Raw genomic sequence first — 21,511 nt, 5'->3', positions numbered from 1 at the left:
GGTTCACGCATGCAACAGCGACCGCTCGGCCGAAGCGGGCTGGCGGTATCGCGGCTCGCGCTCGGCACCATGACCTGGGGACGGGACACCGACGCCGACGACGCGGCCGCCCAGCTGAAGAGTTTCCTCGACGCGGGCGGCAACCTCGTGGACACCGCCGACGTGTACGCCGACGGCGACGCCGAGGCGGTGATCGGCTCGCTGCTGGGCAGCCTGGTGGACCGCGACGAGCTGCTGATCGCCACCAAGGCGGGGCTGCGGCCGGGCAGCGGCCGGCGCCGAGACGGCTCGCGCGGGCACCTGCTGCGTACGCTCGACGCCTCGCTGCGCCGGCTCGGCACCGACCACGTCGACCTCTGGCAGGTGCACGGGTACGACCCGGACACCCCGCTGGAGGAGACGCTCTCGGCACTGGACCACGCCGTGTCCAGCGGGAAGGCACGCTATGTCGGCGTGTCGAACTTCTCCGGCTGGCAGACCGCCCGCGCCGCAACCTGGCAGGCCGCCTGGCCGGGGCGGGCGCCGGTGGTCGCCGCGCAGGTGGAGTACTCGCTGCTGGAGCGCGGCGTGGAACGGGAGGTGCTGCCCGCCTGCGCCGGGATGGGGCTGGGCGTACTGCCGTGGTCGCCGCTGGGCCGGGGCGTGCTCACCGGCAAGTACCGCAACGGCCGCCCGGCCGACTCCCGGGCGGTGTCGCCGCACTTCGAGCGGTTCGTCGCCACCTACCTGGAGCCGCGCTGCTCCAGCATCGTGGAGGCGGTCGCCATCGCGGCCGGCGGGCTCGGCGTGTCGCCGCTGGAGGTGGCGCTGGCCTGGGTCCGGGACCGGCCCGGCGTGACCGCGCCGATTTTGGGCGCCCGCACCGTCGGGCAACTGCTCGGCGCGTTGCAGGTGGAGCGGATGACGCTGCCGGCGGAGATCGTCACGGCGCTCGACGACGTGTCGGCGGTGCCGGTGGGCTATCCGGAGCGCGACGGCTGAGTCGCGGCGGGGCGATCCGGGTCACCGTCAGGGGGTGGCGGAGGGCCCGCCACCTGGGCAGCATAGGGGCATGGACTACGAATACGCGCCGCTGCGGTTGCCCTCGAACGTCGATCGGCTGACCGCCGCGGCGCAGCTGGCGATCCAGGCCGAGTTCTCCGGCTGGGAGCTGGCCCGGGTGCGGCTCTACCGGGACGGCACGCGGCAGGTGGTGCTGCGGCGCCGCCTGGTGAACAAGCCGCAGCCGGGCCTGTCGTACTGACGGGCCCGTCCGCCGGGGCCGCGCGACGCGGCACGGCCCCGGGGACGCGCACGGCCTAGTGCGCGTGGTCGTGCTCCTCGTCGAGCTCCATGAACGGGTGCTCGTCGAGCCGGCCGACCAGCCGGTCGTCGGCGGCGGGCTGGAACGGCCCGACCGGGTCGTCGTCGTCGAACGACTCCAGGTCGACAGGGGTGCCGACCTCGCTGACCATGACCACGCCGTCGAGCGGTTCCAGCTCCGGCACGTCCAGCGCGGACAGCGAGCCGTCGCCGCTCTGCAGCAGCTCCAGCACCGCCTCGCCGACCCCCTCCACCGGGGCCGGCTCGTCCTCCTCCGGGGTGCCGTCGCGGCGGGCCGCCTCGGCCGCGCGCAGCAGCGCGGCGACGCTGGGCACCCGGTAGTCGCGCCGCTGCCGCACCGAGATGACCCGCGGGTGCGGGTCGGTGGGCTCGCCGCCCTCGACGGCGCCGAAGCGCTCGTCGGCCTCGTCCGGGTCGATCGACTCCACGTCCCAGGGCGTCACCTCGCCGAACGCGTCGAGCAGTTGCTCGTCGTAGGCGAACGAGGCGTTGTTCAACGCGACGTACGCCTGCCAGACGGCGTCGTCGTCGATCCGGCCCTGGGCGGCCCGGACGGCGGCCAGGTGGGCACGAGCGGCGTCGATCACCTGCTCGAGGGCGGCATCCAGCTCACCGTGCTGGTCGGTCATGTGTGGCAGTCCCTTCGCGATGGGGGGAGGGTTCCGCGCCGGCGGCGCCGCTGTGGGCGCGGTCAGCAGGTACGCAGGAAGCGGTCCAGAACCCGCACGCCGAACTGTAGTCCGTCCAGCGGAACCCGCTCGTCGATGCCGTGGAACAGGCCGGAGAAATTGAGGTCGGCGGGCAGCCGCAGCGGCGCGAAACCGAAGCAGCGGATGCCGAGCTGGGTGAACGCCTTGGCGTCGGTGCCGCCGGAGAGCATGTACGGCACCGGGTGCGCGCCCGGGTCCTCGGCGCGCAGCGCGGCCGACATGCCCGCCACCAGGTCACCGTCGAAGGTGGTCTCCAGGGCCGGCTGGCGCTGGACGTACTCGATGGCGATGTCCGGGCCGACCAGCTCGCGCAGCTGCCGCTCCAGCTCCTCGCTCTGCCCGGGCAGGCTGCGGCAGTCGATGGTGGCGGTGGCCCGGCCGGGGATGACGTTGTCCTTGTAGCCGGCGGCCAGCCGGGTCGGGTTGGCGGTGTTGCGGATGGTCGCGCCGATGATGTTGGCGATCGGGCCGAGCTTGGCGATCGCGGTCTCCGGGTCGTCCGGGTCGATCTCGATGCCGAGCACGTCGGAGACCTCGGCCAGGAAGGCGCGGACGGTGTCGGTCATCACCACCGGGAAGCGGTGCCGGCCGATCCGGGCGACCGCCTCGGCCAAGGCGGTGACCGCGTTGTCGTCGTGCATCATCGAGCCGTGGCCGGGCCGGCCCTTGGCGTGCAGGCGCAGCCAGTCGATGCCCTTCTCGGCGGTCTCGATCAGGTAGAGCCGGCGCTGGTCGTCCACCGAGTAGGAGAAGCCGCCCACCTCGCCGATCGCCTCGGTGCAGCCGTCGAACAGGTCGCGGTGCCGCTGGGTGAGGAAGTGCGCGCCGTAGTCGCTGCCGGCTTCCTCGTCGGCGGTGAACGCGAGCACGATGTCGCGCCGGGGGCGGACGCCGGCGCGCTGCCAGCCGCGCACCACGGCGAGCACCATGGCGTCGAAGTCCTTCATGTCGATCGCGCCGCGGCCCCACAGGTAGCCGTCGCGGATCTCGCCGGAGAACGGGTGCACCGACCACTCGTCCGGGTCGGCGGGGACGACGTCGAGGTGGCCGTGCACGAGCAGCGCGTCGCGGCCCGGCTCGGTGCCGGGGATGCGGGCGACCAGGTTCGCCCGGCCGGGGGCGGATTCGTGGATCTCGGCGTCGACACCGACCTCGGCGAGCTTCTCCGCCACGTACTCGGCGGCGCGCCGCTCCCCCACGCTCGTGTCGTTGTCGCCGGTGTTCGTGGTGTCGATGCGCAGCAGGTCGCGGCAGAGGTCCACGACCTCGTCGGTGGCGTCGGGCCGGGCGGGGAGGGCGTCGCTCGTCATCGCTTCCTTATATCAGCAGGCGAGGTCGTCGCGGTCGCCGGTGCGCGCCGCGGTTTCGTGGATCGCCCGGCCGGGTACCGGCGGAGGCGCCCGGGACATCGACCCCGGCCGTCACGAGGAGGGCATCATGACCGTCCCCCTGCCGCCGCTGCCGCCCGCCGCCGACGACGCGTACCGGCCCGGGGGCCGCAGCGTCGCCGACCTCGTGGACATCGAGCACCGGGCGCTGCTGGGGCTGGCCGACCGGGTCACCGACCCGGCGCTGGCGGCGGCCGAGCGGCGCGACGTGCTGGACGTGCTGACCGCCGCGGTGTCCCGGCACCTGTCGGCCGAGGAGCAGTACCTGTTCCCGGCGGCCCGGGCCGCCATGCCGGACGCCGTCGAGCTGGTCGAACGGGAGATCGAGGCCGACGCCGGGCTGCTGACCGCGCTCAAGGGGCTGTCCGGCGCTGACGATCCGGCGGTCGCGGACGTGGCCGAGCGGGTGCGCCGGCACGTCAGTCGTGTCGCGGCGCTGGTCACGCCGCTGCGGGAGGTGGCAAGCGACGCCGAGATGATCCGGCTGGGCAACCGGTGGGAGATCGCGGAGGAGGCGGCGCCGACGCGTCCGCACCCCGGTACCCCGGCCACCCCGCCCTGGAACAAGATCGTCGAACCGGCGGTCGGGGTGCTGGACAAGGTGCGTGACGTGGTCACCGGACGGCGTACCCGGCTGAGTGACCTGGAACACCGCCGCGAGGCATGAGCCGATCGCCCCTTTCGCGTATCGATTAGTGGTCCTACCGTCACGGTATGGATCTGGAGCTGCGACACCTGCGTGTGGTCTGCGCGATCGCGGAGACGGGAAGCGTGACCAAGGCCGCCTCGGCGCTCGGCCTGGCCCAGCCGGCGTTGACCGCCCAGCTTCAGCGGATCGAACGGGCGCTGGGCGGGCCACTGTTCGAACGGGACCGCCGCGGCGCCCGCCCGACCGCGCTGGGCGAGCTGGTGCTGGACCGGGCGCGGGTGCTGCTGCCGGCGATGAAGGGCCTGCGGGACGAGGCGGCCCGGATGGCCGGCGCGGGAGACCCGCTGCGCCGGTACCGCTTCGGCGGGGTGAACAGCCCGATCATGGGCCGGCTGGTGCACCGGCTCGCCGCCGAGCGGCCGGACGCGCAGATCACCACGTACTCCTCGTGGTCGGTGGACGAGCTGGCGCAGATGGTGGCCGGCGGCCGGCTCGACTTCGCCCTCACCGGGGTGTGCGGCGACTCGACGCCGTCGGCGGGGTTCGGGCTGAGCTGGCGGGAGGTGGCCGTGGAGCCGATCTGCGTGCTGCTGCCGCAGACCCACCCGCTGGCCGGTAGCGCCGAGATCGACCTGGTCGACCTCGGCCACGAGCGGTGGGTGGCCGCGCCGGGCGACGGCTGCTTCGGCGACTGCTTCGCCGCCGCGTGCGCACGCGCCGGCTTCACCCCCAAGAAGGTGTACGAGGCGGACGTGCGGGCCGCCCTGGAACTGGTGGACGCGGGCGCGGCGGTGGCGTTGTGCCAGGCCACGTTCCGGCCGGTCGCCGGGCTGGTCACGCGGCGGCTGGCCGGTTCGCCGCTGCGCTGGCGGCTGCTGCTCGGCTGGCATCCGGACGTGCCGGCCGCCGGGGTGGCCGACCCGGTGCTGGCGGCGGCGGTGGCGGCGTACACGGACGCGCTGGCCAACCACCCCGACTATCTGGGCTGGCTGCTGGCGCACCCGGAGTTCGGCGTGCAGCCGAATGGCACCGGCGGGGTGCGAATCGCCTGAACCCGGGTAACACCGGCGACATGACTGATCTGTATCCGGCCGCCGACCAGCGGGAGCTGCTGCGTCAGGCGGCCACCGCGCACACCACCGCCGCCGCCGAGGTGGAGGCGTTCCTGCGGCGGCTGCCGGAGGTGCCGGACCCGGCCGACGTCACCGAGTACGCCAACCTGCTCAGCCGTACGGAGCGGGCCCGGGACGACCTGCTGGCCGCGGCGGACGCGGCCGGGCTGCGACTGCCCAGCCTGGAGTCGGAGTAGACGCCGGCGCCCGGGCGGGTGATCCGCCCGGGCGCCGGCGTACCGGCTCAGCGTTCGATCAGCACGTCGTGACCGAGGTCGAGCAGGGCGTGCCGCCACTCGTCGTCGGCGTTGCCCCGGCGTGGCCGCTCGGCGGTCAGCTCCCGGATCCGGGTGATCGCCTCCTGCATCACCTCGATGTCCTCCGGCGTGAGGTCCACCTTGCGCTTGCGCAGCACGGCGAGGATCTGCCGCCCGGGTTCGGGTAGGTCGAGGTCCGGATTGGGGCCGAACGCCTCCTCGCCCGACCCGCGGGTCAGCAACCACTGCCGCAGCGTCTCGGACTCGACGTTCACCTCGGCGTGGAAGTCGTCCCAGATCACCTCGACCTCGGGGTCGAGTCGCGCCTCGCGTGCCATCACGCCTCCTCTGCCGGCGGCGGCCCGGGTGCCGCCTCGCCCTCGTTCGGTGTCTGCTGCCGCACGCCCTCCGGCGGTACCCGGACCCGGGACGGGTTCGCCGTCGGGGCCGCCTCGATCGGTTCACCGGCGGCGGTGTCGTCGCGGGATTCCTCGGGTTCGGTCATGTCCGTCCTCCGATCCTTCGGTGCCGAGGCGGTCCGTCCCGTGCGGGACGGACCGTCACCGGTCATCGGGGATGAGACGTGGTGGCCGCCGCGTGCCCGCGTTCACCGGCGGTGACGTCGAAGACCAGCTGGCCGTCGCGGGTGTCGACGGTGACCTTCTGCCCCGGGGAGATCTCGTTCTCCAGCAGCATCCGGGACAGCCGGTTGTCGACCTCGCGCTGGATCACCCGGCGCAGCGGGCGGGCGCCGAACTCCGGCTGGTAGCCGTGCTCGGCGAGCCAGTCCACCCCGGCGGTGCTGAACTCGACCTGGATGTCCTGGGCGTGCATGCGGCGGCGGGTCTCCTCCAGCAGCAGACCGGTGATCTGGCGCAGCTGCTCGGCCTCCAGCCGCTGGAAGATGATCACCTCGTCGATGCGGTTGAGGAACTCCGGGCGGAAGTTCTCCTGGAGCCGGCGCATCAGCCGCTCCCGCAGCTCGTCGTTCTCCTGCTCGCCGGGAGCGCCGCTGGCGAAGCCGACGGTGCGCTGGGTGCCGGTGATCAGCTCCGAGCCGAGGTTGCTCGTCATGATCAGCACGGTGTTCTTGAAGTTCACCGTCCGGCCCTGGCTGTCGGTGAGCCGGCCGTCGTCGAGCACCTGGAGCAGGATGTTGAACACGTCCGGGTGCGCCTTCTCGATCTCGTCCAGCAGCACGACCGCGTACGGGCGGCGGCGGACCGCCTCGGTGAGCTGGCCGGCCTCCTCGTAGCCGACGTACCCGGGCGGCGCGCCCACCAGCCGGCTGACCGTGTGCCGCTCCTGGAACTCGCTCATGTCCACCCGGACCATCCGGTCCGCCTCGCCGAACAGCGCCTCGGCCAGCGCGCGGGCCAGCTCGGTCTTGCCGACGCCGGTCGGGCCGAGGAACAGGAAGCTGCCCATCGGCCGGTTCGGGTCGGCCAGCCCGGTACGGGAGCGGCGCACCGCCTCGGAGACGGCGCTGACCGCGTCGTCCTGGCCGATGATCTTCTCGTGCAGGTGCCCCTCCAGGCGCAGCAGCCGGTCGCGTTCCTCCTCGGTGAGCTGGGTGACCGGGATGCCGGTGGCCCGCGAGACCACCTCGGCGATCTCCGTCGGCCCCACCTCGGGCACGTGGTTGGGTGCCTCGTCGCCGCGGGCGCGGCGCACCTGGTCCTCCAGTTCGGCGAGCCGGTCGCGCAGCGCGGAGGCCCGCTCGTACTGCTCGTCGGAGACCGCCTGCTCCTTGTCCCGGCGCGTGTCCTCGAGCTGCTGCTCCAGCTCGCGCACGTCCTCGGCCGGGGTACGCGTGCGCAGCCGCACCCGCGCCCCGGCCTGGTCGATCAGGTCGATCGCCTTGTCCGGCAGGAACCGGTCGGTGACGTACCGGTCGGACAGCTCACCGGCGGCGATCAGCGCCTCGTCGGTGAACCGGACCTGGTGGTGCGCCTCGTAGCGGTCGCGCAGCCCGCGCAGGATCGCGACGGTGTCCTCCACGCTCGGCTCGGGCACCAGCACCGGCTGGAACCGGCGGGCCAGCGCCGCGTCCTTCTCGATGCTGCGCCGGTACTCGTCGAGCGTGGTCGCGCCGATGACCCGCAGCTCGCCGCGCGCCAGGGCCGGCTTGAGCATGTTCGACGCGTCCATGCCGCCCTCGCTGCCGGCGCCGCCCGCGCCGACCAGCGTGTGGATCTCGTCCAGGAAGATGATCAGCTCGTCGCGGTGGGCGCGGATCTCGTCGATCACCTTCTTCAGGCGTTCCTCGAAGTCGCCCCGGTAGCGGGTGCCGGCGACCAGGCCGGACAGGTCGAGCTGGATCACCCGCTTGCCGATGAGCGTCTGCGGCACGTCGCCGTCGCAGATCCGCTCCGCCAGGCCCTCCACGATCGCGGTCTTGCCGACACCGGCCTCGCCGATCAGCACCGGGTTGTTCTTGGTCCGCCGGGACAGGATCTCCACCGCCTGCTCGATCTCGTCGGCGCGGCCGATCACCGGGTCGATCTGGTCCATCCGGGCCAGCTCGGTGAGGTCCTGGCCGTACTGGTCGAGGGTGGGGGTGCCGCGGTCCGGGCGCGGCTGGCCGGCCGCGCCCCGCTCGGCGCTGGCCGCCTGCAACGACTCCGGCTGGATCCGGCCGGCGGCGAGCATCCGCCCGGCCGGCGACTCCGGGTTCAGCGGCAGCGCCATCAGGATGTGCTCGGGGCCGATGTAGTTGGCGCCCATCGCGCGGGAGAGCTGGTGCGCGTCCAGCAGCGCCCGCTTCGCGGCCGGGGTCAGCGACAGGTTCGGCGGCACCTCGCCCCGGGGCGCGCCCTCCCCCCGCCCGCCGAGCGCGTTGACGAGCGTGTCCGGGTCGGCGCCGGCCCGGCGTACGAGGTCCCGCAGCGGCTCGCGCTGCAACGCCGCCCAGAGCAGGTGGTCGGTGTCCAGGTCGTTGCTGTGCTTCTGGGCGGCCCGGCGGGCCGCGTCGGCGAGCATCTCCCGGGCGTCGGCGGTCATCAGTCGGGTGATGTCGACCCGGTGCGCCGGTCGGCGTCCCCCCTCGCCCCGGCCGAAGTATCGGGCCAGGAACTCGTCCCAGGGGTCGTTGCCGAAGTCACCCGGTCCCATCATCATCGTCCTCCGCAGTCGGTCGGCACGACCGGTACCCGGCACGCGCGGCACGGTCGGCGGTGGCTACCCGGCGGTCGGCGCGACAAACGCGACCGGATGGCAGGCTGGGGGCATGGAGAGCGGACCGCTGCTGGTCGTGGACGGCGCGAACGTGGTGGGCTCGCGCCCGGACGGCTGGTGGCGGGACCGGGCCGGCGCGGCGGCGCGGCTGCGCGACGCGCTGGCGTCCGTCGGGGAGGCGGGCGTGCCGCCGGAGCTGCCCCCGCCGGTGCGGGTGGTGCTGGTGGTGGAGGGCGCGGCCCGGCACGTCACCTCGGTGCCCGGGGTGGAGGTGGTGTCCGCGCCCGGCTCCGGTGACGACACGGTGGTCGAGCTGGTCGCCGCCGCGCCGCAGCGGCGGCGGGTGGTGGTCACCGCCGACCGGGAGCTACGCGAGCGGGTGACCGCGCTCGGCGCGGAGGTACGCGGCCCGCGCTGGCTGGGCCGCTAGATCATCCGGTTCCGTCCACGGGACCGGCGGGCCCGCCGGCGGGACCGACGGCGAGGTCTTCGCGCACGTCAGGGCGGGAACCGGACACGCGGGTCGCAACGGGGCGAGGGTGGATGTTCGTCCACTCGTTCCGATGGGTTGTAATGGAGATCTCTTTTGCCCCCAGGAGGTTCCGTGGCGAGCGTCGCCGAGCTGAAGGCCGCCATCGATGTCGCGCTCCAGCAGATCGGTGACGGCCAGACAGCGGTGCAGGCAGCGGGCGAGAAGCTGGCCGAGGCACAGCAGACCCTGGCCGGCGCGCTGGAGGGCAGCGGCCACGAGACGGTCGAGGCGGCCCAGGCCTCGCTGACACAGGCCAGCCAGGAGCTGGAGGAGTGCCTCGCCGCGACACTCGTCGCGGTCGAGCAGGCACAGCTCTACGTCGCGACGCTCTGAGGCCGGCCGTGTCCATCGTCGAGGACATCGGCGCGCAGGTCCGCGCCGCCACCGAGGACCTGCCGCTGGCGCAGCTCGCCGCCGCGCTGGAGAAGCTCGGCCAGGCGCAGGAGCGGCTGCGCTGGGTGCGTCAGGAGTCGGCCGACCCGATGGGGGTGCCGGAGCTGTCCTCGGCCACCGAGCACGCCGAGACCGCCGGCTACGCGCTGCGCGTGGCGCAGGAGCAGCTCGCCGCGTACCTGGCCGCGATCGGGCTCGCCCCCGACGGCGCGCCACCGCCGCCACCGGGCGAGCGGCGGCCCCGGCACGACACGCCGCGCGGCGACGACCCGCCCGCGCCCGGCGCGACCCCCGAGCCGGGCGAGCAGCCCGCGGTACGGCGCTGGTGGGCGGTGCGGGTGGCGGAGCTGACCGGCGGCCGGGAGGGGACGCCGGACGAGCCGGAGGAGCGCGTCGGGGACTCCCGTGAGCTGCTGCGCCGGGTGGTCGCCGGGGTCCGCTCCGGTGACCGGGACCGGCTGCACCGCGAGCTGCGCGCCGCGCACGCCGACGTCGGGCTGGGGCTGGCCGCGATCGCCCCGCCGCTGCTGCGCGAGCTGGCCGGTGAGCTGCTCGGCCATCCGCCCCGCGCGGACGACCTGCCCCGGCTGCGCGGCGCGCTGGACTCCCGGGTCCGTGACCTGCTGCCCGGGCTGCCGCGGCCGGTGCTGGACACGCTGCTGACCCGGGTGTGCCGGATGCCCCCGCCGCGCCGCGACGACGACGCGGAGCAGCCGCACGCGGCCGACCCGGCGGTCACCGCCGGCGTGCTCACCGGGGTGCTGCTCGACCGGCTCGGCCGGGACCTGCCGAAGGACACCGACGAACGGGAGACGTCCCGTGGCTGACGTCCGCACGCAACTGGTGACGCGGGTCCGGGGGATGCTCTCCGAGGCCCTGGGCGCCACCCGTACCCGGCTCGCCGCCGCCGAGGCGGAGCTGACCGCGAGCCGGGAGCGGCTGGCGCGTACCCGCCGGGCCGCCGCCGCAGTGCCCGCCCGGGTGGGCACTGCCCGCGACCGCCGCCTGGCCGAGATCGACGCCCGGCACACCGCCCGTCTGGCGGAGCTGGCCCGCCGGGCCGCCGCCGCGGCGCAGCGGGAGGCGCCCGGCGCGGCGTCCGCGCCCTGGGACCGCTGGCAGGCCACGCCCGCCGGCCGGGCCGAGCCGCCCGGCGCGTTGCGCGTGGGCACGGTACGCCTGGACGGCGCGGAGCCGGTGCCGGCGCTGGTCCCGCTGCTGGACGCCGGGCACGCGCACCTGGCCGGCGGCGACCGTGCCGGGCTGGCCACTGTGGTGCCCGCGCTGCTGCTGCGCTCGGTCGGCCGCGCCGACCCGGGCGCGGTGCGGCTGTACGGGTACGACCCGGAGCACCTGGGCGGCGGTCTGGCCGGGTTCGCCCCGCTCGGCACCGCCGGCCTGCTCACGTTCGTCGGGCCGGGTGGCCTGGGCCGGCTGCTGGACGACCTGGTGGAGCAGATCCGCCGGATCAACGCCACGGTGCTCGCCGGTGAGTACGGCTCGCTGCGCGAGCTGGCCGCCGCGACCGGACGCCGCCCGGAGCCGTGGCGGGTGGCGGTGCTGCTCGGCGGCGACGAGCTGTCCCGGCACGAGCGCGGCCAGCTCGACCGGGTGGTACGCACCGGCGCGGCGTGCGGCGTGCATCTGGTGGTCCGCGGCATCGAGCTGCCCGACGACCCGACGGTCGTCCGGATCGCGGTGGAGCCGGACGACGCCCGGGTGGCCGGGTTGCCGGTCGTGCTCGACGCCCCGCCGCCGCCCGCGCTGGTCACCGAGACCTGCCGTACTGTCGCCTCCCGGGTCGCCGCCGGCCCTCCCCCGACGCCCTTCACCGACCTGCTCCCGCCGCCGGACGAGTACTGGCGGGAGGACTCGGCGCACGGACTCAGCGCGCCGGTCGGCGAGGGCCCGCACGGGCGGCAGGTGCTGCTCACGCTCGGCGACTACCCGCCGCACGCGTTGATCGGCGGCCCGTCCGGCACCGGCAAGACCAATCTGATCTTCGCCTGGATCGGCGCGCTCGCGGCCCGCTACTCCCCCGCCGAGCTGGAGTTCTATCTGCTGGACTTCAAGGAGGGCGTGTCCTTCGCCCGGTTCGCGCAGGGCCGCCGCGATCCGAGCTGGCTGCCGCACATGCGGCTGGTCGGCATCAACGTCAACACCGACCGGGAGTTCGGCCTGGCGCTGCTGCGCTTCCTCGCCGAGGAGCTGCGCCGACGCGCCGACGCGGCGAAGAAACACGAGGTCACCAAGCTGGCCGAGCTGCGCGCGGTGGACCCGGACGGGCACTGGCCGCGCATCGTGGCGGTGGTGGACGAGTTCCAGGCGCTGCTCGCCGGGCGGGACGTGGTCGCCCGCGAGGCCGCCGACCTGCTGGAGGACCTGGCCCGGCGGGGCCGGTCGCAGGGCATCCACCTGGTGCTCGCCTCGCAGGACGTGCGCGGCATCGAGGCGCTGTGGGGGCGGCCCGCGCTGGTCGCCCAGTTCACGCTGCGGATCGCGATGCCGAAGGCGCTGCGCATCCTGGCCGAGCGCAACGACGCGGCGCAGTCGCTGCCCCGGCACCACGCGGTCATCAACGCCGAGTCGGGCCTGGCCGAGGGGAACGAGGTGGCCCGGATCCCGTCGGCGAGCGACTGGGAGACGTGGAGCGAGCTTCAGCACCGGCTGTGGCGGATGCGCCCGCAGGACGCCGCGCCGGCCCGGCTCTTCGACGGCGACGCGATCCCGAAGCTGGCCGACGCGCCGGACTTCCGCGCGCTGACCGCGCCCGAGCAGGGCGTCCCACGCAACCCGGTGGCGTTGCTCGGCGAGATCATCGACGTGCAGTCCCGTTCGGCGTCGCTGCGGCTGCCCCGCGCCCCGGGCCGCAACCTGGCGGTGCTGGGCACCCGGGTGGACGAGGCGTGCGCGGTGCTGGACGCCGCCGCCCGCTCGCTGGCCCGGCAGTACCAGCCCGGCGCGGCCCGCTTCTCCATCGCCTGCCTGGACCCGGACGCCGACCCGGCCGCCCGCGCCCTGTACGAGGATCTGGCCGGGGACGCCTCCTGGTACGACGAGGAGACCGTGCCGGAGCTGATGGCCGAGGTGGGCGACGGGCTGGGCGCGCCGGGCGCGTCGCGTACCCCGCACTTCCTGCTGCTGTACGCGGTGGACGCGGCCGCGGCGGCGCTGGCCGGCAAGGCCGGTACGCGGACCGGGCTGGAGCAGCTGCGCCGGATCCTGCACGACGGGCCGGAGCGGCGCACGCACGTGCTGGCGTGGTGGCGGGGCGTGGCCCGGATGCGCGTGGACCTGGGCGGCGCGGGCGCGCGCACGGACCAGATCGGCGCCTGGGTGGCGCTCGACGTGCAGGGCGGTGAGCTGGGCTCCTCGCTGTATCCGGGCAGCGGCGGGCCGGACTGGTATCCCCGGCCGTGGCGCGGTCTCTACTTCGACCGGGCGGTGCACCGCACCGGACAGGTGATCATCCCTTATGGTCCCTCCCGATGAACGAACCGGTTACCAGTGAGACGTACCACGCGCACATCCGGCGGCTGGCCGAGCTGACCGCCCGGGTGTCCGCCCAGCGGGCCGAGGCGCACACCTGGTACGCGCAGCAGGTGGCCGCCGCCGACCGGGCGGTGGCCGAGGCGGCCGAGCAGGTCCGGCAGGCCGAGGCGGAGGTGGCCGAGGCGTCCCGGATGGTGGAGCGCGTCGACGGCGAGGCCACTCACCTGTGGACGCAGTTGCGGGCCCGGCTCGGCATGAGCGCCCGGCGGCTGGGCGACCCGCCCGGCCCGGTTCGCGGCGCCGCCGGTGACCCGGTGCCGCTGCTGCGGGCGGTCCGGGAGCTGCTGGAGCGGACCGGAGCGCCGGGCGAGCTGCCCGGTTCGGTGAACCCGCTGCTCGTCGCGTGCGGGATCGGCGGCGCGCTGGTGGCGTACGCGCTGGGGGTGGCGGCGCGGGCCCTCGCGGCCGGTTCCAGCGGTGACCTGGCGGTGGGCCTGCCGGTGCTGGCGCTCGTGGTGACGCTGCTCGGCCCGGTGATCGGGCTGGCGCCGGCCCGCCTGCTGGCCGACCGGCGGCACGCGGTGCTGACACCGCGCCCGATGATTCTGGTGGCCGTCTCCGGCCTGGTCACGACCGTCCTGCTGCTCACGGTGACCTACACCCGCTGACCGTCGGCGGCGCGACACGCCGTCGCGCCGCCGGTCCGCCTCATGATCGCGCCGGTCAGGCGGGGACGAGGACCGCCTCCTTGAGGAGGCGGCGGGCCAGCACCAGGCGGTCGGCGTCGTCGTCGAGGCCGGGCAGGTCACCGACCCTCGTCACCTCGCCGGTGAGCAGGGCGCGCAGCGCCGCCTCGCAGGTGCCGGGCAGGGTGAGCGTCCGGTCGGGCATCCGCAGCGTCACCCGTCCGTCGGCGGCCGGGACGAGCTGCCAGCGCAGCCCGCCGCGCACCGCGACCTCGCTGTCCGCGCTCAGCCGGGCCAGCGCCTGCGCCTGGGCCAGCGGCCGGATCGGCGCCGGCCGGGCGGCCGGCCAGACCCGCGCGCGCAGCCGGTCGGCCACCGCCGCCGGGTCGGCGCGCAGCAGCCAGTCGCGCAGCGCCTCGACCGTCTCGGTCAGCTCCGGCTCGATCGCGTCCGGGTCGGCCAGGTCCAGCCCGAACGGCAGGCTCGCGCGCAGCCGCGCGTCCTCGGCGGCGAGCGCGAGCAGTTCCTCGACCACCGTGTACCGGGTCAGCGCCCGGATGCCCACTGTCAGGTGCAGTGAGCTGGACTCCTGGGCCTGGGCGCTGTGCAGCCAGCCGCGCGGCAGGTAGAGCGCGTCGCCCGGTTCGAGCACCACGTCCAGCTCGGGGCGTCCGTCGGCGGTGGCGGAGACCTCGTCGGCCCGGCCGCCCCAGGGCTGGCGCTCCAGCGGGTCGGCCAGCACCGGCGGGTGGATGCGCCAGTGCTTGCGTCCGTCGACCTGGAGCACGAACACGTCGTGGGTGTCGTAGTGGGTGGCGAAGCCCTGGCTGCCGGCCGGGGTCAGGTAGGCGTTCACCTGCAACGGCTGGGCCAGCGCGGCGCCCAGGTCGCGGGCGAAGTCGACGATCGCCGGCCAGGTGCGGTGCAGGCCCTGCAACACCAGCGTGGCGCCGTCGGCGTAGAGCGCCAGCACCTTGTCGTCGAGGACCTGGTCGCCGATCTCGGCGCCCGCGCCACCGCCGCCGGTGTAGCGCGCCGCCGGCACCAGCTGGCCGTCCTTCGCGACCCGCAGGAACGGGGTACGCAGACCGCGGCGGCTGAGCAGCTCGTCGGCGTCGGCGGGGCTGAGCAGGTCGGTGAAGCCGTACGCGTTGGGCAGCTCCGCGGCGCGGGACAGCAGCGGGCTGCGCCCCCAGTGGTCGGCGGCGAACTTGGCCGGCTCCACTGCCACGCACCGGGCCAGCGCCTCGGTGGCGGAAAGCGGAACCGCCGGGCGGCCGTGGCCACCCGGCGGGTCGACGTGCGTGCTCATGTGTCAGGCGCTGCCGTCGGCGCCGCCGTCGTGCTGACCGGGCGTCGCGCCGCCGTCGGCGGGGCCCTCCGCGCTGCCGTCCGCGCCACCGTCGTGCTGACCCGGGGTCGCGCCGCCGTCAGCGGGGCCCTCCGCGCCGCCGTCCGCGCCACCGTCGTGCTGACCCGGGGTCGCGCCGCCGTCAGCGGGCCCCTCCGCGCCGCCGTCCGCGCCACCGTCGTGCTGACCCGGGGTGGCACCGCCGTCGGCGGGGCCCTCCAGGCCGCTGCCGCCGCTGCTCTGGATGTCGTCGTCGTTCAATGCCATGGGTGCTCCCTCGGTGTGCCGCCCCGCGTGGTGCCGGGGTCCGTGTGCAGCGGGTGGTACCCCACGCCCGATCGTCTCTAACCACACGGTAGACGCCCGGACGCCGCCGTACGGACGGTTCGCGGGGCAAGCGGCCGGGACGGGTGGATGCCAGGATGGCGGGAGGACGACGCGAGGAGGCGCACGTGACGCAGCCGGAGCCGCTCACCCCACTGGCCGAGGACTGGCAGCGGGCGCTCGCAGTGGTGGCGCACCCCGACGACCTGGAGTTCGGCGCCGCCGCCGCGGTGGCGCGCTGGACCGCCCAGGGCAAGGAGGTCGTGTACTGCCTGCTGACCAGCGGTGAGGCGGGCATCGACGGGATGGCGCCGGAGCGCGCCCGGGTGGTGCGCGAGGAGGAGCAGCGTGCCTCCGCCGCCGTGGTCGGGGTGCCCGTGGTCGAGTTCCTCGGCCTGCCCGACGGGCTGCTGGAGTACGGCGTGCCGCTGCGCCGGGCCATCGCCGCCGTGGTGCGCCGGCACCGGCCGGACGTGGTGCTGACGAACAACTTCCGGGAGACCTGGGACGGGGCGTACGCGCTCAACCAGGCCGACCACATCGCCTGCGGCCGGGCCACGCTGGACGCGGTCCGCGACGCCGGCAACCGGTGGATCTTCCCGGAGCAGCTCACTGACGGCACGCAGCCGTGGTCGCGGGTCCGCGAGGTGTGGGCGGCCGGGTCGCCGGCAGCTCGGCACGGGGTGGACGTGACCGACACGTTCGACAAGGGCGTGGCGTCGCTGCGGGCGCACGGGGCGTACCTGAGCGGGCTCGGCGACGGCGGTTTCGACGCCGAGGAGTTCCTGGAGGGCATGGCCCGCCCGGCCGGGAGCCGGCTCGGCGCGCGGTTCGGCGCCACGTTCGAGGTGTTCCAGATCAACCTTCAGTAGGGCGCGGCGATGATCCTGGTCGGCACGTCGGGCTGGCAGTACCGGGACTGGCGGGAGCGGTTCTATCCGGCCGGGCTGCCGCAGCGGCGCTGGCTGGAGCACTTCGCCTCGCGGTTCGCCACAGTCGAGGTGAACAACGCGTTCTACCGGCTGCCCGAGCGGGACACGTTCGTCGCGTGGCGGGAACGTACGCCCGGCGACTTCTGTGTGGCGGTGAAGATGAGCCGCTACCTGACCCACGTCAAGCGGCTGCGCGACCCGGCCGAGCCGGTGGCCCGGTTCCTGGACCGGGCGTCCGGGCTGGGCGACCGGCTCGGGCCGGTGCTGGTGCAGCTGCCGCCGACGCTGCGCGCCGACCCGGACGCGCTCGCCGACGTGCTGCGCCGGTTCCCGGCCGGCGTTCGGGTGGCGGTCGAGCCACGGCATCCATCGTGGTGGACCGACGACACGAGGCGGGTGCTGGAACGGCACCGGGCCGCGCTGGTCTGGGCCGACCGGCTCAGCCGGCCGATCACGCCGCTGTGGCGCACCACCGACTTCGGCTACCTGCGGCTGCACGAGGGCCGGGCCCGGCCGTGGCCGCGCTACGGCCGGTCCGCGCTGGCCGGCTGGACGCGCCGGCTGGCCGAGGCGTTCGGCGGCGGCGAGCCGGCGTACGTCTACTTCAACAACGACCCGGGCGGCGCGGCGATCGTGGACGCCGTCGCGTTCGCCGGGCTGGCCCGGCGGGCCGGGCTGCCGGTGTCCCGGACGCCGACGGCCCGCCCCGCCGAGGGGGCGGGACGGACCGGGCCGGTGCCGGGTCAGGGAATGAGCTGACGCAGATCCTTCGGCATGGTGGACTTCACGTCCTGCCACTCACCCTGGGTGACGTGCCGGCGCAACGTGTCCAGCACGACCTGCACCACCCGCTGCGCGCCGCCTTCGACGTCGTACGGGAAGCCCTGGCGCACCTCGTAGAGGAAGTCGTCGCGGTTCAGCTTGATCGGCACGTTCTCCGGCTGCCAGCCGTCGAAGTAGATGCCGCGCACCAGCACCGGCAACTGCTGGGCGAACTCGACGCTCTCCTGCACCGGCATCCGGTCCCGCAGCAGGTGCAGCACCGTACGCAGCGCGGCGTAGGACTGGTTGCGCTGGTCCTTCGGCCAGCCGTACGCGGACTCGATCTCCTTGAGGATCACGTTCGTCTTGTCCAGCGAGGACTCGAACGCGGACAACAGCTGTTCGGCCATCGGGATCACCCCCGGGTTTCGGTCTCCCAGCGTCGGTCTTCGGCACGGCGCGGCGGTCCGCTGGGTCCCCGCCACAACCGGGTCGGACTGAACCGGCCGGGCCGTTCGGCCCGCCGAGGCGCCTCGGAGCTGCCGACCACGTGCAGTACGCCACCGCGGCGTCGATCCGCCACCACCCGTACCGTCATGACCCACCTCCTCGTCGCGGCGCCTCCGCCCGGCCGGCGGAGCGCGTCCACACTCATGCTGTGCCGCGGGCGGGTGAGCCGGCCTCACCCTCGGCGGGTGAGCCGCTCAGGCGTCCAGCAGGTCGACGAGCGTACGGGCGTTGCGTTGGGCGTAGTCCCGGTAGCAATTGTTCATCAGGACGTGGGTCTGTTCCGCCTCGCCGGCCAGCTCGCGCAGTTTCGGCGCCCAGTCGCGCAGCTCGCGCTTGGAATAGTCGTAGCCGAACTTCTCGTGGATGTCCTTGCTCGTCCACTTGTCGCTGTGCCCGTGGAAGCGCACCACCGCGAGGTCCGCGGTGGCCGCCAGCACCGGGGGGATGGACGACTTGTGTCCCTGCGGCATGTCCACGCAGACGAACGGCAGCTCGTGCTCGCGCAGGAAACCCAGTGTCTCCTCGGCGTTGTCACCGTCGAACCAGGAGGCGTGCCGGAACTCGAAGACCGGGCGCAGCGGCGCGCAGCGCCGGGCCACCTCCAGCAGATACTGCTTGTTGTCCCGCTTGATGGTGAACCAGGGCGGGAACTGGAACAGCAGCGCGCCCAGCTTGCCCGCCTCGACGAGCGGGTCCAGGGCGGACAGGAACCTCGTCCAGACCTCCTCGTACGCCTGCGCGGGCAGGTCGTCCGGGTAGACGTTGCGCTTGTCCGTGTCCGGGCGCAGGTCCTTGTAGAGCGCGGAGACGCGGGTGGGATGACCGGTCAGCAGGCTGAACGCCTTGACGTTGAAGGTGAACCCGGCCGGTGTCCGCTCGGCCCACAGCCGGGCGGTGCGCTCGGCCGGCGGCGAGTAGTAGGTGGCGTCCACCTCGACCAGCGGGAACTGCCGGGCGTAGTAGGACAGCCGGCGCTCCGGCGTGTCGGCGCTGTCCGGATACCAGCCGGAGTCGAGCAGCGTCCGGTCGGTCCATGAGGCGGTGCCCACCTTGATCTCACCCATGGTGGGAGTTCATCGCGTCGGCGGACCGACCGGCAACCACATCGTCGTTCAGGCCGCCCGCCGCTCCCGGGTCTGCTTGCAGGCCACGCAGGAGGTGGCGGACGGGAATATCTCCAGCCGCTCCACCGGGATCGGGGCGGTGCAGCCCTCGCAGAAGCCGTAGGTGCCCTCGTCCAGGCGGGTCAGCGCGTGCTCGAACTGCGCCCGCCGTTCCAGGATGGTGCGCAGCAGCGACTGCGCCGTGTCCCGCTCGGCGGTCTTGGTGCCGCTGTCGGCCTGGTCGTCGCCGGCGGTGTCGCCGACCTCGACCAGCCGCAGCACGTGGCTCTGCGCCAGCGTCTGCTCGTACTCGGCGGTCAGCTCGTCGTACCGCGACCGCAGGGACTGCCGGATCTGGTCGGCCTCCGCCTGGGAGCGGCCGGTGGCTGTCGTGTCGTGGACGAGCATCGCTGCCTGCCTTTCCTACGTCCTCATACCGGACCGGGGCGGCCAGCGCCCCGGACCCGGTCCGACTGTGAAAGCGCGGGCGACGAGATCACCCGTGCTCTGTGAGCCGGGCGATTACCCCCGCCCACGGCAGGCCAAACCGGCTGTTTCCTGAGTGTTTCCGGTGAGTCCGGAACCGCTGGTCAGGCCGCCTCGACGAGCGCCGGGCGACGCGGGTCGTCGGCCCGGACCACCACGTCGGCGAAGGACGCGGGGACCACCTCGTCGGCGTAGCGGGCGAAGGCGGGCAGCGTCCAGCGCAGCGCCGGGTCGGTACGTCGCGCCAGCGCCGCCGGGGACAGCGCGAGATGGACCGTGACGTCGAACGGCAACGCGCCGCCGAGCAGCAGCGCGCCGCTGACCAGGACCACCCCGCCGGGCGGCAGATCCACGTACGCGGCCCGGCTGGCCCGGTCGGCGGCGGCGTCCCAGAGCGACGGCAGCAGCCGGCCCGAGCCGCCCGGGCCGGCCGGGTCGAGCACCTCGCGGCGCAGCCCGGGCTCGTCGAGCCAGCCTTCGTAGTACGCGTCGGGGTTGGTGCGGCCGTGCTCCAGCCGGACCGAGGCGGGGCGGAGGAAGTCGTCGGCGCGTACGTGCAGCACCGGCCGGCCGGCGGCGCGCAGCGGGTCGACGAGGGCTTCGGCGAGCGCGTCCGGCCCGGCGGCGGGCGGGCCGTCGACGGCGACCCGCAGCCGGCCGGGCGTCCCGGTGCTGACGAGACGCCCGGCCAGCTCGGTGACGAGCCGGTCGGGGCTGATCGGGCGGACACGCATCGCCCCATCGTGCCGCGCGGGCGGGCGGGTCACCACATGGATCGTCCGGGCGGTCGGGGCTCCGTCCGGCGGCGATCGGCGCGTGGTGTCCCGGGTGGTCAGCCGGTGCGGTCGATGGTCACGCGGGCGTCGTCGGCGAGCCGGTAGCCGACGCCGTAGACGGTGGTGACCAGCGGGACGTCCACGCCGACCTTGCCGCGCAGCCGGCGGACGTGCACGTCGACGGTGCGGACGCCGGCGTGCTCGTACCCCCAGACCGCGTTGAGCAGTTGCAGCCGGGTGAACACCCGGCGCGGGTGGGCGACCAGGTGCAGCAGCAGGTCGAACTCCAGGCGGGTCAGCGGCAGCGGCTCGCCGTCGCGCAGCACCGACCGGGACGCGGCCAGGATGTGCAGGGTCGGGATGGTCGGGGCCAGCGGCCGGGACGGCGCGCGGCCGGACGGTACGGCGTCGGGCCGGCGCTCGGCCGGTACGGCGGCGGTGACCACCGCGTCGCCGCGTTCGAGCATCTCGCGGGCGGCGTCGAGCAGCCGGCGCGCGGCCGGGGTGAGCGACTCCTCACAGGCCAGTGGGATGGTCAGCGTGACGGTGAGCATGGGCGCGGCGGTGTTGGCGGGACGACGCTGGCCGCCGGGGGGACGACCGGGGACCGCGGGTTGGGACGTATGCCATCCGGCGCGCGACGAGGCGGGGCTGACCGACATGGTCCTCCTTGGGCTGGTCCGGGTATCTCCCCACGGCCCGGGACGCCGCCTCATCGATGCTTCCCGGCGTCTCTGCGAGGGTCAAGAGGCGGCTGCGTTGCATGAATGTGACATTTGACGAACACATCGGAGCCGTGCGCTCGCTCTGCGTGCGAGGCCCGTTGATTACAGCAGAGCGCCGTTCCGGGACGGTACGGGGGGTCTCCCCGGCGGTTCACAATGGCGGATGCGTCCTGAACGTGAACGCGGCGCACCCGTCGTCGGGTGCGCCGCGTGCGGGCCGAAGGCAGGTCAGGCGTCGCGGTCCACGGTGATCGCGGCGTCGTCGGCGAGGCGGTAGCCGACGCCGTAGACGGTGGTGACCAGCGGTGTGTCCGGCCCGAACTTGGCCCGCAGCCGGCGGACGTGGACGTCGACAGTGCGCGCCACCGCGTGCTCGTAGCCCCAGACGTTGGCGAGCAGTTGCAGCCGGGTGAACACCCGGCGCGGGTGCTCGGCGAGGAAGAGCAGCAGGTCGTACTCGATCCGGGTGAGCGTAATCTCGGTGTCGCCGAGCCGGACCCGGCGGGTGCCGGTGAGGATGCGCAGGCCGCCGACCGGCGGCGACGCGGTGGCGGGGCGGCGCAGGCCGAGCACGGTACGGGCGGCCCGGTGCTCGTCCGGGCCGACCACCGCCTCGCCGGAGGCGGCCAGTTCGTCCAGCAGCTCGGCCAGGCGGGCCAGGCCCGGCGTCAGCGGGCCGCTGCCCAGGTCGAGGGTGATGGTCACGGTCGGCGCGGTACGCGGCCGGGGCGGCACTGCCCGGTCGGGGCGGCCCGATCGGGCCGGACGGGTGGTGAGGGCGACGACGGACATGGGAGCCTCCTGTGCGGGCGGTCGCCCCGCC

The 21,511-nt window shown here is 74.7% G+C and carries 25 protein-coding genes; 12 read left to right on the top strand and 13 right to left on the bottom strand.

What is annotated here, in order from left to right:
* Positions 1–9: 9 nt before the first annotated feature.
* Together FHU28_RS18195 and FHU28_RS18190 are read left to right on the top strand one after the other, a co-directional pair.
* Positions 10–981: an aldo/keto reductase gene (locus FHU28_RS18195; RefSeq protein ID WP_184685743.1), complete on the top strand. Its 972-nt coding sequence runs from the start codon at positions 10–12 to the stop codon at positions 979–981.
* A gap of 70 nt (positions 982–1,051) precedes the next feature.
* Positions 1,052–1,243, top strand: a complete 192-nt coding sequence (locus tag FHU28_RS18190; protein ID WP_043324435.1) for a DUF5703 family protein — start codon at positions 1,052–1,054, stop codon at positions 1,241–1,243.
* 55 nt (positions 1,244–1,298) lie between these two features.
* Here the strand turns inward: FHU28_RS18190 and FHU28_RS18185 are convergent, their stop codons facing one another.
* Both FHU28_RS18185 and FHU28_RS18180 read right to left on the bottom strand, forming a co-directional pair.
* Positions 1,299–1,952, bottom strand: coding sequence for a hypothetical protein (locus FHU28_RS18185; RefSeq protein WP_184685741.1), 654 nt, complete (start codon positions 1,950–1,952; stop codon positions 1,299–1,301).
* A 62-nt stretch (positions 1,953–2,014) separates the two neighbouring features.
* Positions 2,015–3,343, bottom strand: a complete 1,329-nt coding sequence (locus FHU28_RS18180; protein WP_184685739.1) for a M20/M25/M40 family metallo-hydrolase — start codon at positions 3,341–3,343, stop codon at positions 2,015–2,017.
* Between the two features lie 127 nt (positions 3,344–3,470).
* Between FHU28_RS18180 and FHU28_RS18175 the strand changes: the two genes are divergently transcribed.
* The 3 genes from FHU28_RS18175 to FHU28_RS18165 are packed head-to-tail and all read left to right on the top strand — an operon-like array spanning position 3,471 to position 5,379.
* Positions 3,471–4,088: a hemerythrin domain-containing protein gene (locus tag FHU28_RS18175; protein ID WP_184685737.1), complete on the top strand. Its 618-nt coding sequence runs from the start codon at positions 3,471–3,473 to the stop codon at positions 4,086–4,088.
* 47 nt (positions 4,089–4,135) lie between these two features.
* Positions 4,136–5,122: a LysR family transcriptional regulator gene (locus tag FHU28_RS18170; protein ID WP_184685735.1), complete on the top strand. Its 987-nt coding sequence runs from the start codon at positions 4,136–4,138 to the stop codon at positions 5,120–5,122.
* 20 nt (positions 5,123–5,142) lie between these two features.
* Positions 5,143–5,379 carry a hypothetical protein gene (locus FHU28_RS18165; RefSeq protein ID WP_030504012.1) on the top strand — a complete coding sequence of 79 codons (237 nt, stop codon included), beginning with the start codon at positions 5,143–5,145 and terminating at the stop codon, positions 5,377–5,379.
* Positions 5,380–5,426: 47 nt separating this feature from the next.
* Here FHU28_RS18165 and FHU28_RS18160 read toward each other — a convergent pair whose 3' ends face one another.
* The 3 genes from FHU28_RS18160 to FHU28_RS18150 all read right to left on the bottom strand — a co-directional run bounded on the left by FHU28_RS18160 (position 5,427) and on the right by FHU28_RS18150 (position 8,556).
* Positions 5,427–5,777 (bottom strand): DUF3140 domain-containing protein, encoded by a 351-nt coding sequence (locus FHU28_RS18160; RefSeq protein ID WP_073829697.1) that lies wholly within the window; start codon positions 5,775–5,777, stop codon positions 5,427–5,429.
* A complete protein-coding gene (locus FHU28_RS18155) occupies positions 5,777–5,944 on the bottom strand; it encodes a hypothetical protein (protein ID WP_184685733.1) in 168 nt (55 codons plus the stop codon). Before FHU28_RS18155 ends, FHU28_RS18160 begins: the two co-directional genes overlap by 1 nt.
* A gap of 62 nt (positions 5,945–6,006) precedes the next feature.
* Complete coding sequence (locus FHU28_RS18150; protein WP_073830026.1) at positions 6,007–8,556, bottom strand: ATP-dependent Clp protease ATP-binding subunit; 2,550 nt, start codon at positions 8,554–8,556, stop codon at positions 6,007–6,009.
* Positions 8,557–8,668: 112 nt separating this feature from the next.
* Here FHU28_RS18150 and FHU28_RS18145 point away from each other — a divergent pair, with 112 nt between their 5' ends.
* The 5 genes from FHU28_RS18145 to FHU28_RS18125 all read left to right on the top strand — a co-directional run bounded on the left by FHU28_RS18145 (position 8,669) and on the right by FHU28_RS18125 (position 13,701).
* Entirely contained in the window at positions 8,669–9,046 is a 378-nt protein-coding gene (locus FHU28_RS18145; RefSeq protein WP_184685731.1) for a PIN domain-containing protein, read from the top strand.
* A 174-nt stretch (positions 9,047–9,220) separates the two neighbouring features.
* Positions 9,221–9,481, top strand: coding sequence for a hypothetical protein (locus FHU28_RS18140; protein ID WP_030504016.1), 261 nt, complete (start codon positions 9,221–9,223; stop codon positions 9,479–9,481).
* A gap of 8 nt (positions 9,482–9,489) precedes the next feature.
* On the top strand, positions 9,490–10,368 hold the full coding sequence (locus tag FHU28_RS18135; protein ID WP_184685729.1) for a hypothetical protein: 879 nt from the start codon (positions 9,490–9,492) through the stop codon (positions 10,366–10,368).
* The gene (locus FHU28_RS18130) at positions 10,361–13,033 is read left to right on the top strand and encodes an FtsK/SpoIIIE domain-containing protein (RefSeq protein WP_184685727.1); all 2,673 of its coding nucleotides are present in this window, start codon (positions 10,361–10,363) and stop codon (positions 13,031–13,033) included. Before FHU28_RS18135 ends, FHU28_RS18130 begins: the two co-directional genes overlap by 8 nt.
* Positions 13,030–13,701 (top strand): hypothetical protein, encoded by a 672-nt coding sequence (locus tag FHU28_RS18125; RefSeq protein WP_184685725.1) that lies wholly within the window; start codon positions 13,030–13,032, stop codon positions 13,699–13,701. The genes FHU28_RS18130 and FHU28_RS18125 overlap by 4 nt, the downstream gene beginning before the upstream one ends.
* 55 nt (positions 13,702–13,756) lie before the next feature.
* Here the strand turns inward: FHU28_RS18125 and FHU28_RS18120 are convergent, their stop codons facing one another.
* Positions 13,757–15,031 (bottom strand): cupin domain-containing protein, encoded by a 1,275-nt coding sequence (locus tag FHU28_RS18120; RefSeq protein ID WP_184685723.1) that lies wholly within the window; start codon positions 15,029–15,031, stop codon positions 13,757–13,759.
* 3 nt (positions 15,032–15,034) lie between these two features.
* A complete protein-coding gene (locus FHU28_RS18115; protein ID WP_026268594.1) occupies positions 15,035–15,337 on the bottom strand; it encodes a hypothetical protein in 303 nt (100 codons plus the stop codon).
* A gap of 185 nt (positions 15,338–15,522) precedes the next feature.
* Between FHU28_RS18115 and FHU28_RS18110 the strand changes: the two genes are divergently transcribed.
* Positions 15,523–16,266 (top strand): PIG-L deacetylase family protein, encoded by a 744-nt coding sequence (locus tag FHU28_RS18110; protein WP_069089868.1) that lies wholly within the window; start codon positions 15,523–15,525, stop codon positions 16,264–16,266.
* 9 nt (positions 16,267–16,275) lie between these two features.
* Positions 16,276–17,085, top strand: coding sequence for a DUF72 domain-containing protein (locus FHU28_RS18105; RefSeq protein ID WP_184685721.1), 810 nt, complete (start codon positions 16,276–16,278; stop codon positions 17,083–17,085).
* On the opposite strand, the gene FHU28_RS18100 is transcribed toward FHU28_RS18105, so the two are convergent.
* The 6 genes from FHU28_RS18100 to FHU28_RS18075 form a co-directional block, all read right to left on the bottom strand.
* Positions 17,070–17,498: a DUF2267 domain-containing protein gene (locus FHU28_RS18100; RefSeq protein WP_069089812.1), complete on the bottom strand. Its 429-nt coding sequence runs from the start codon at positions 17,496–17,498 to the stop codon at positions 17,070–17,072. The two genes, FHU28_RS18105 and FHU28_RS18100, sit on opposite strands and share 16 nt — an antisense overlap.
* A 294-nt stretch (positions 17,499–17,792) precedes the next feature.
* Complete coding sequence (locus FHU28_RS18095; protein ID WP_184685720.1) at positions 17,793–18,662, bottom strand: DUF72 domain-containing protein; 870 nt, start codon at positions 18,660–18,662, stop codon at positions 17,793–17,795.
* A 48-nt stretch (positions 18,663–18,710) separates the two neighbouring features.
* On the bottom strand, positions 18,711–19,109 hold the full coding sequence (locus FHU28_RS18090; RefSeq protein WP_184685718.1) for a TraR/DksA family transcriptional regulator: 399 nt from the start codon (positions 19,107–19,109) through the stop codon (positions 18,711–18,713).
* Between the two features lie 182 nt (positions 19,110–19,291).
* Positions 19,292–19,921, bottom strand: a complete 630-nt coding sequence (locus FHU28_RS18085; protein ID WP_184685716.1) for a nucleoside/nucleotide kinase family protein — start codon at positions 19,919–19,921, stop codon at positions 19,292–19,294.
* A gap of 98 nt (positions 19,922–20,019) precedes the next feature.
* The gene (locus FHU28_RS18080; protein ID WP_073829708.1) at positions 20,020–20,625 is read right to left on the bottom strand and encodes a winged helix-turn-helix domain-containing protein; all 606 of its coding nucleotides are present in this window, start codon (positions 20,623–20,625) and stop codon (positions 20,020–20,022) included.
* A gap of 291 nt (positions 20,626–20,916) precedes the next feature.
* On the bottom strand, positions 20,917–21,480 hold the full coding sequence (locus FHU28_RS18075) for a winged helix-turn-helix domain-containing protein (protein WP_260413061.1): 564 nt from the start codon (positions 21,478–21,480) through the stop codon (positions 20,917–20,919).
* Between the last annotated feature and the right edge of the window lie 31 nt (positions 21,481–21,511).

Source organism: Micromonospora echinospora, from assembly GCF_014203425.1.
Lineage (GTDB): Bacteria > Actinomycetota > Actinomycetes > Mycobacteriales > Micromonosporaceae > Micromonospora > Micromonospora echinospora_A.
This window is presented reverse-complemented; position numbering and strand designations above follow the sequence as displayed.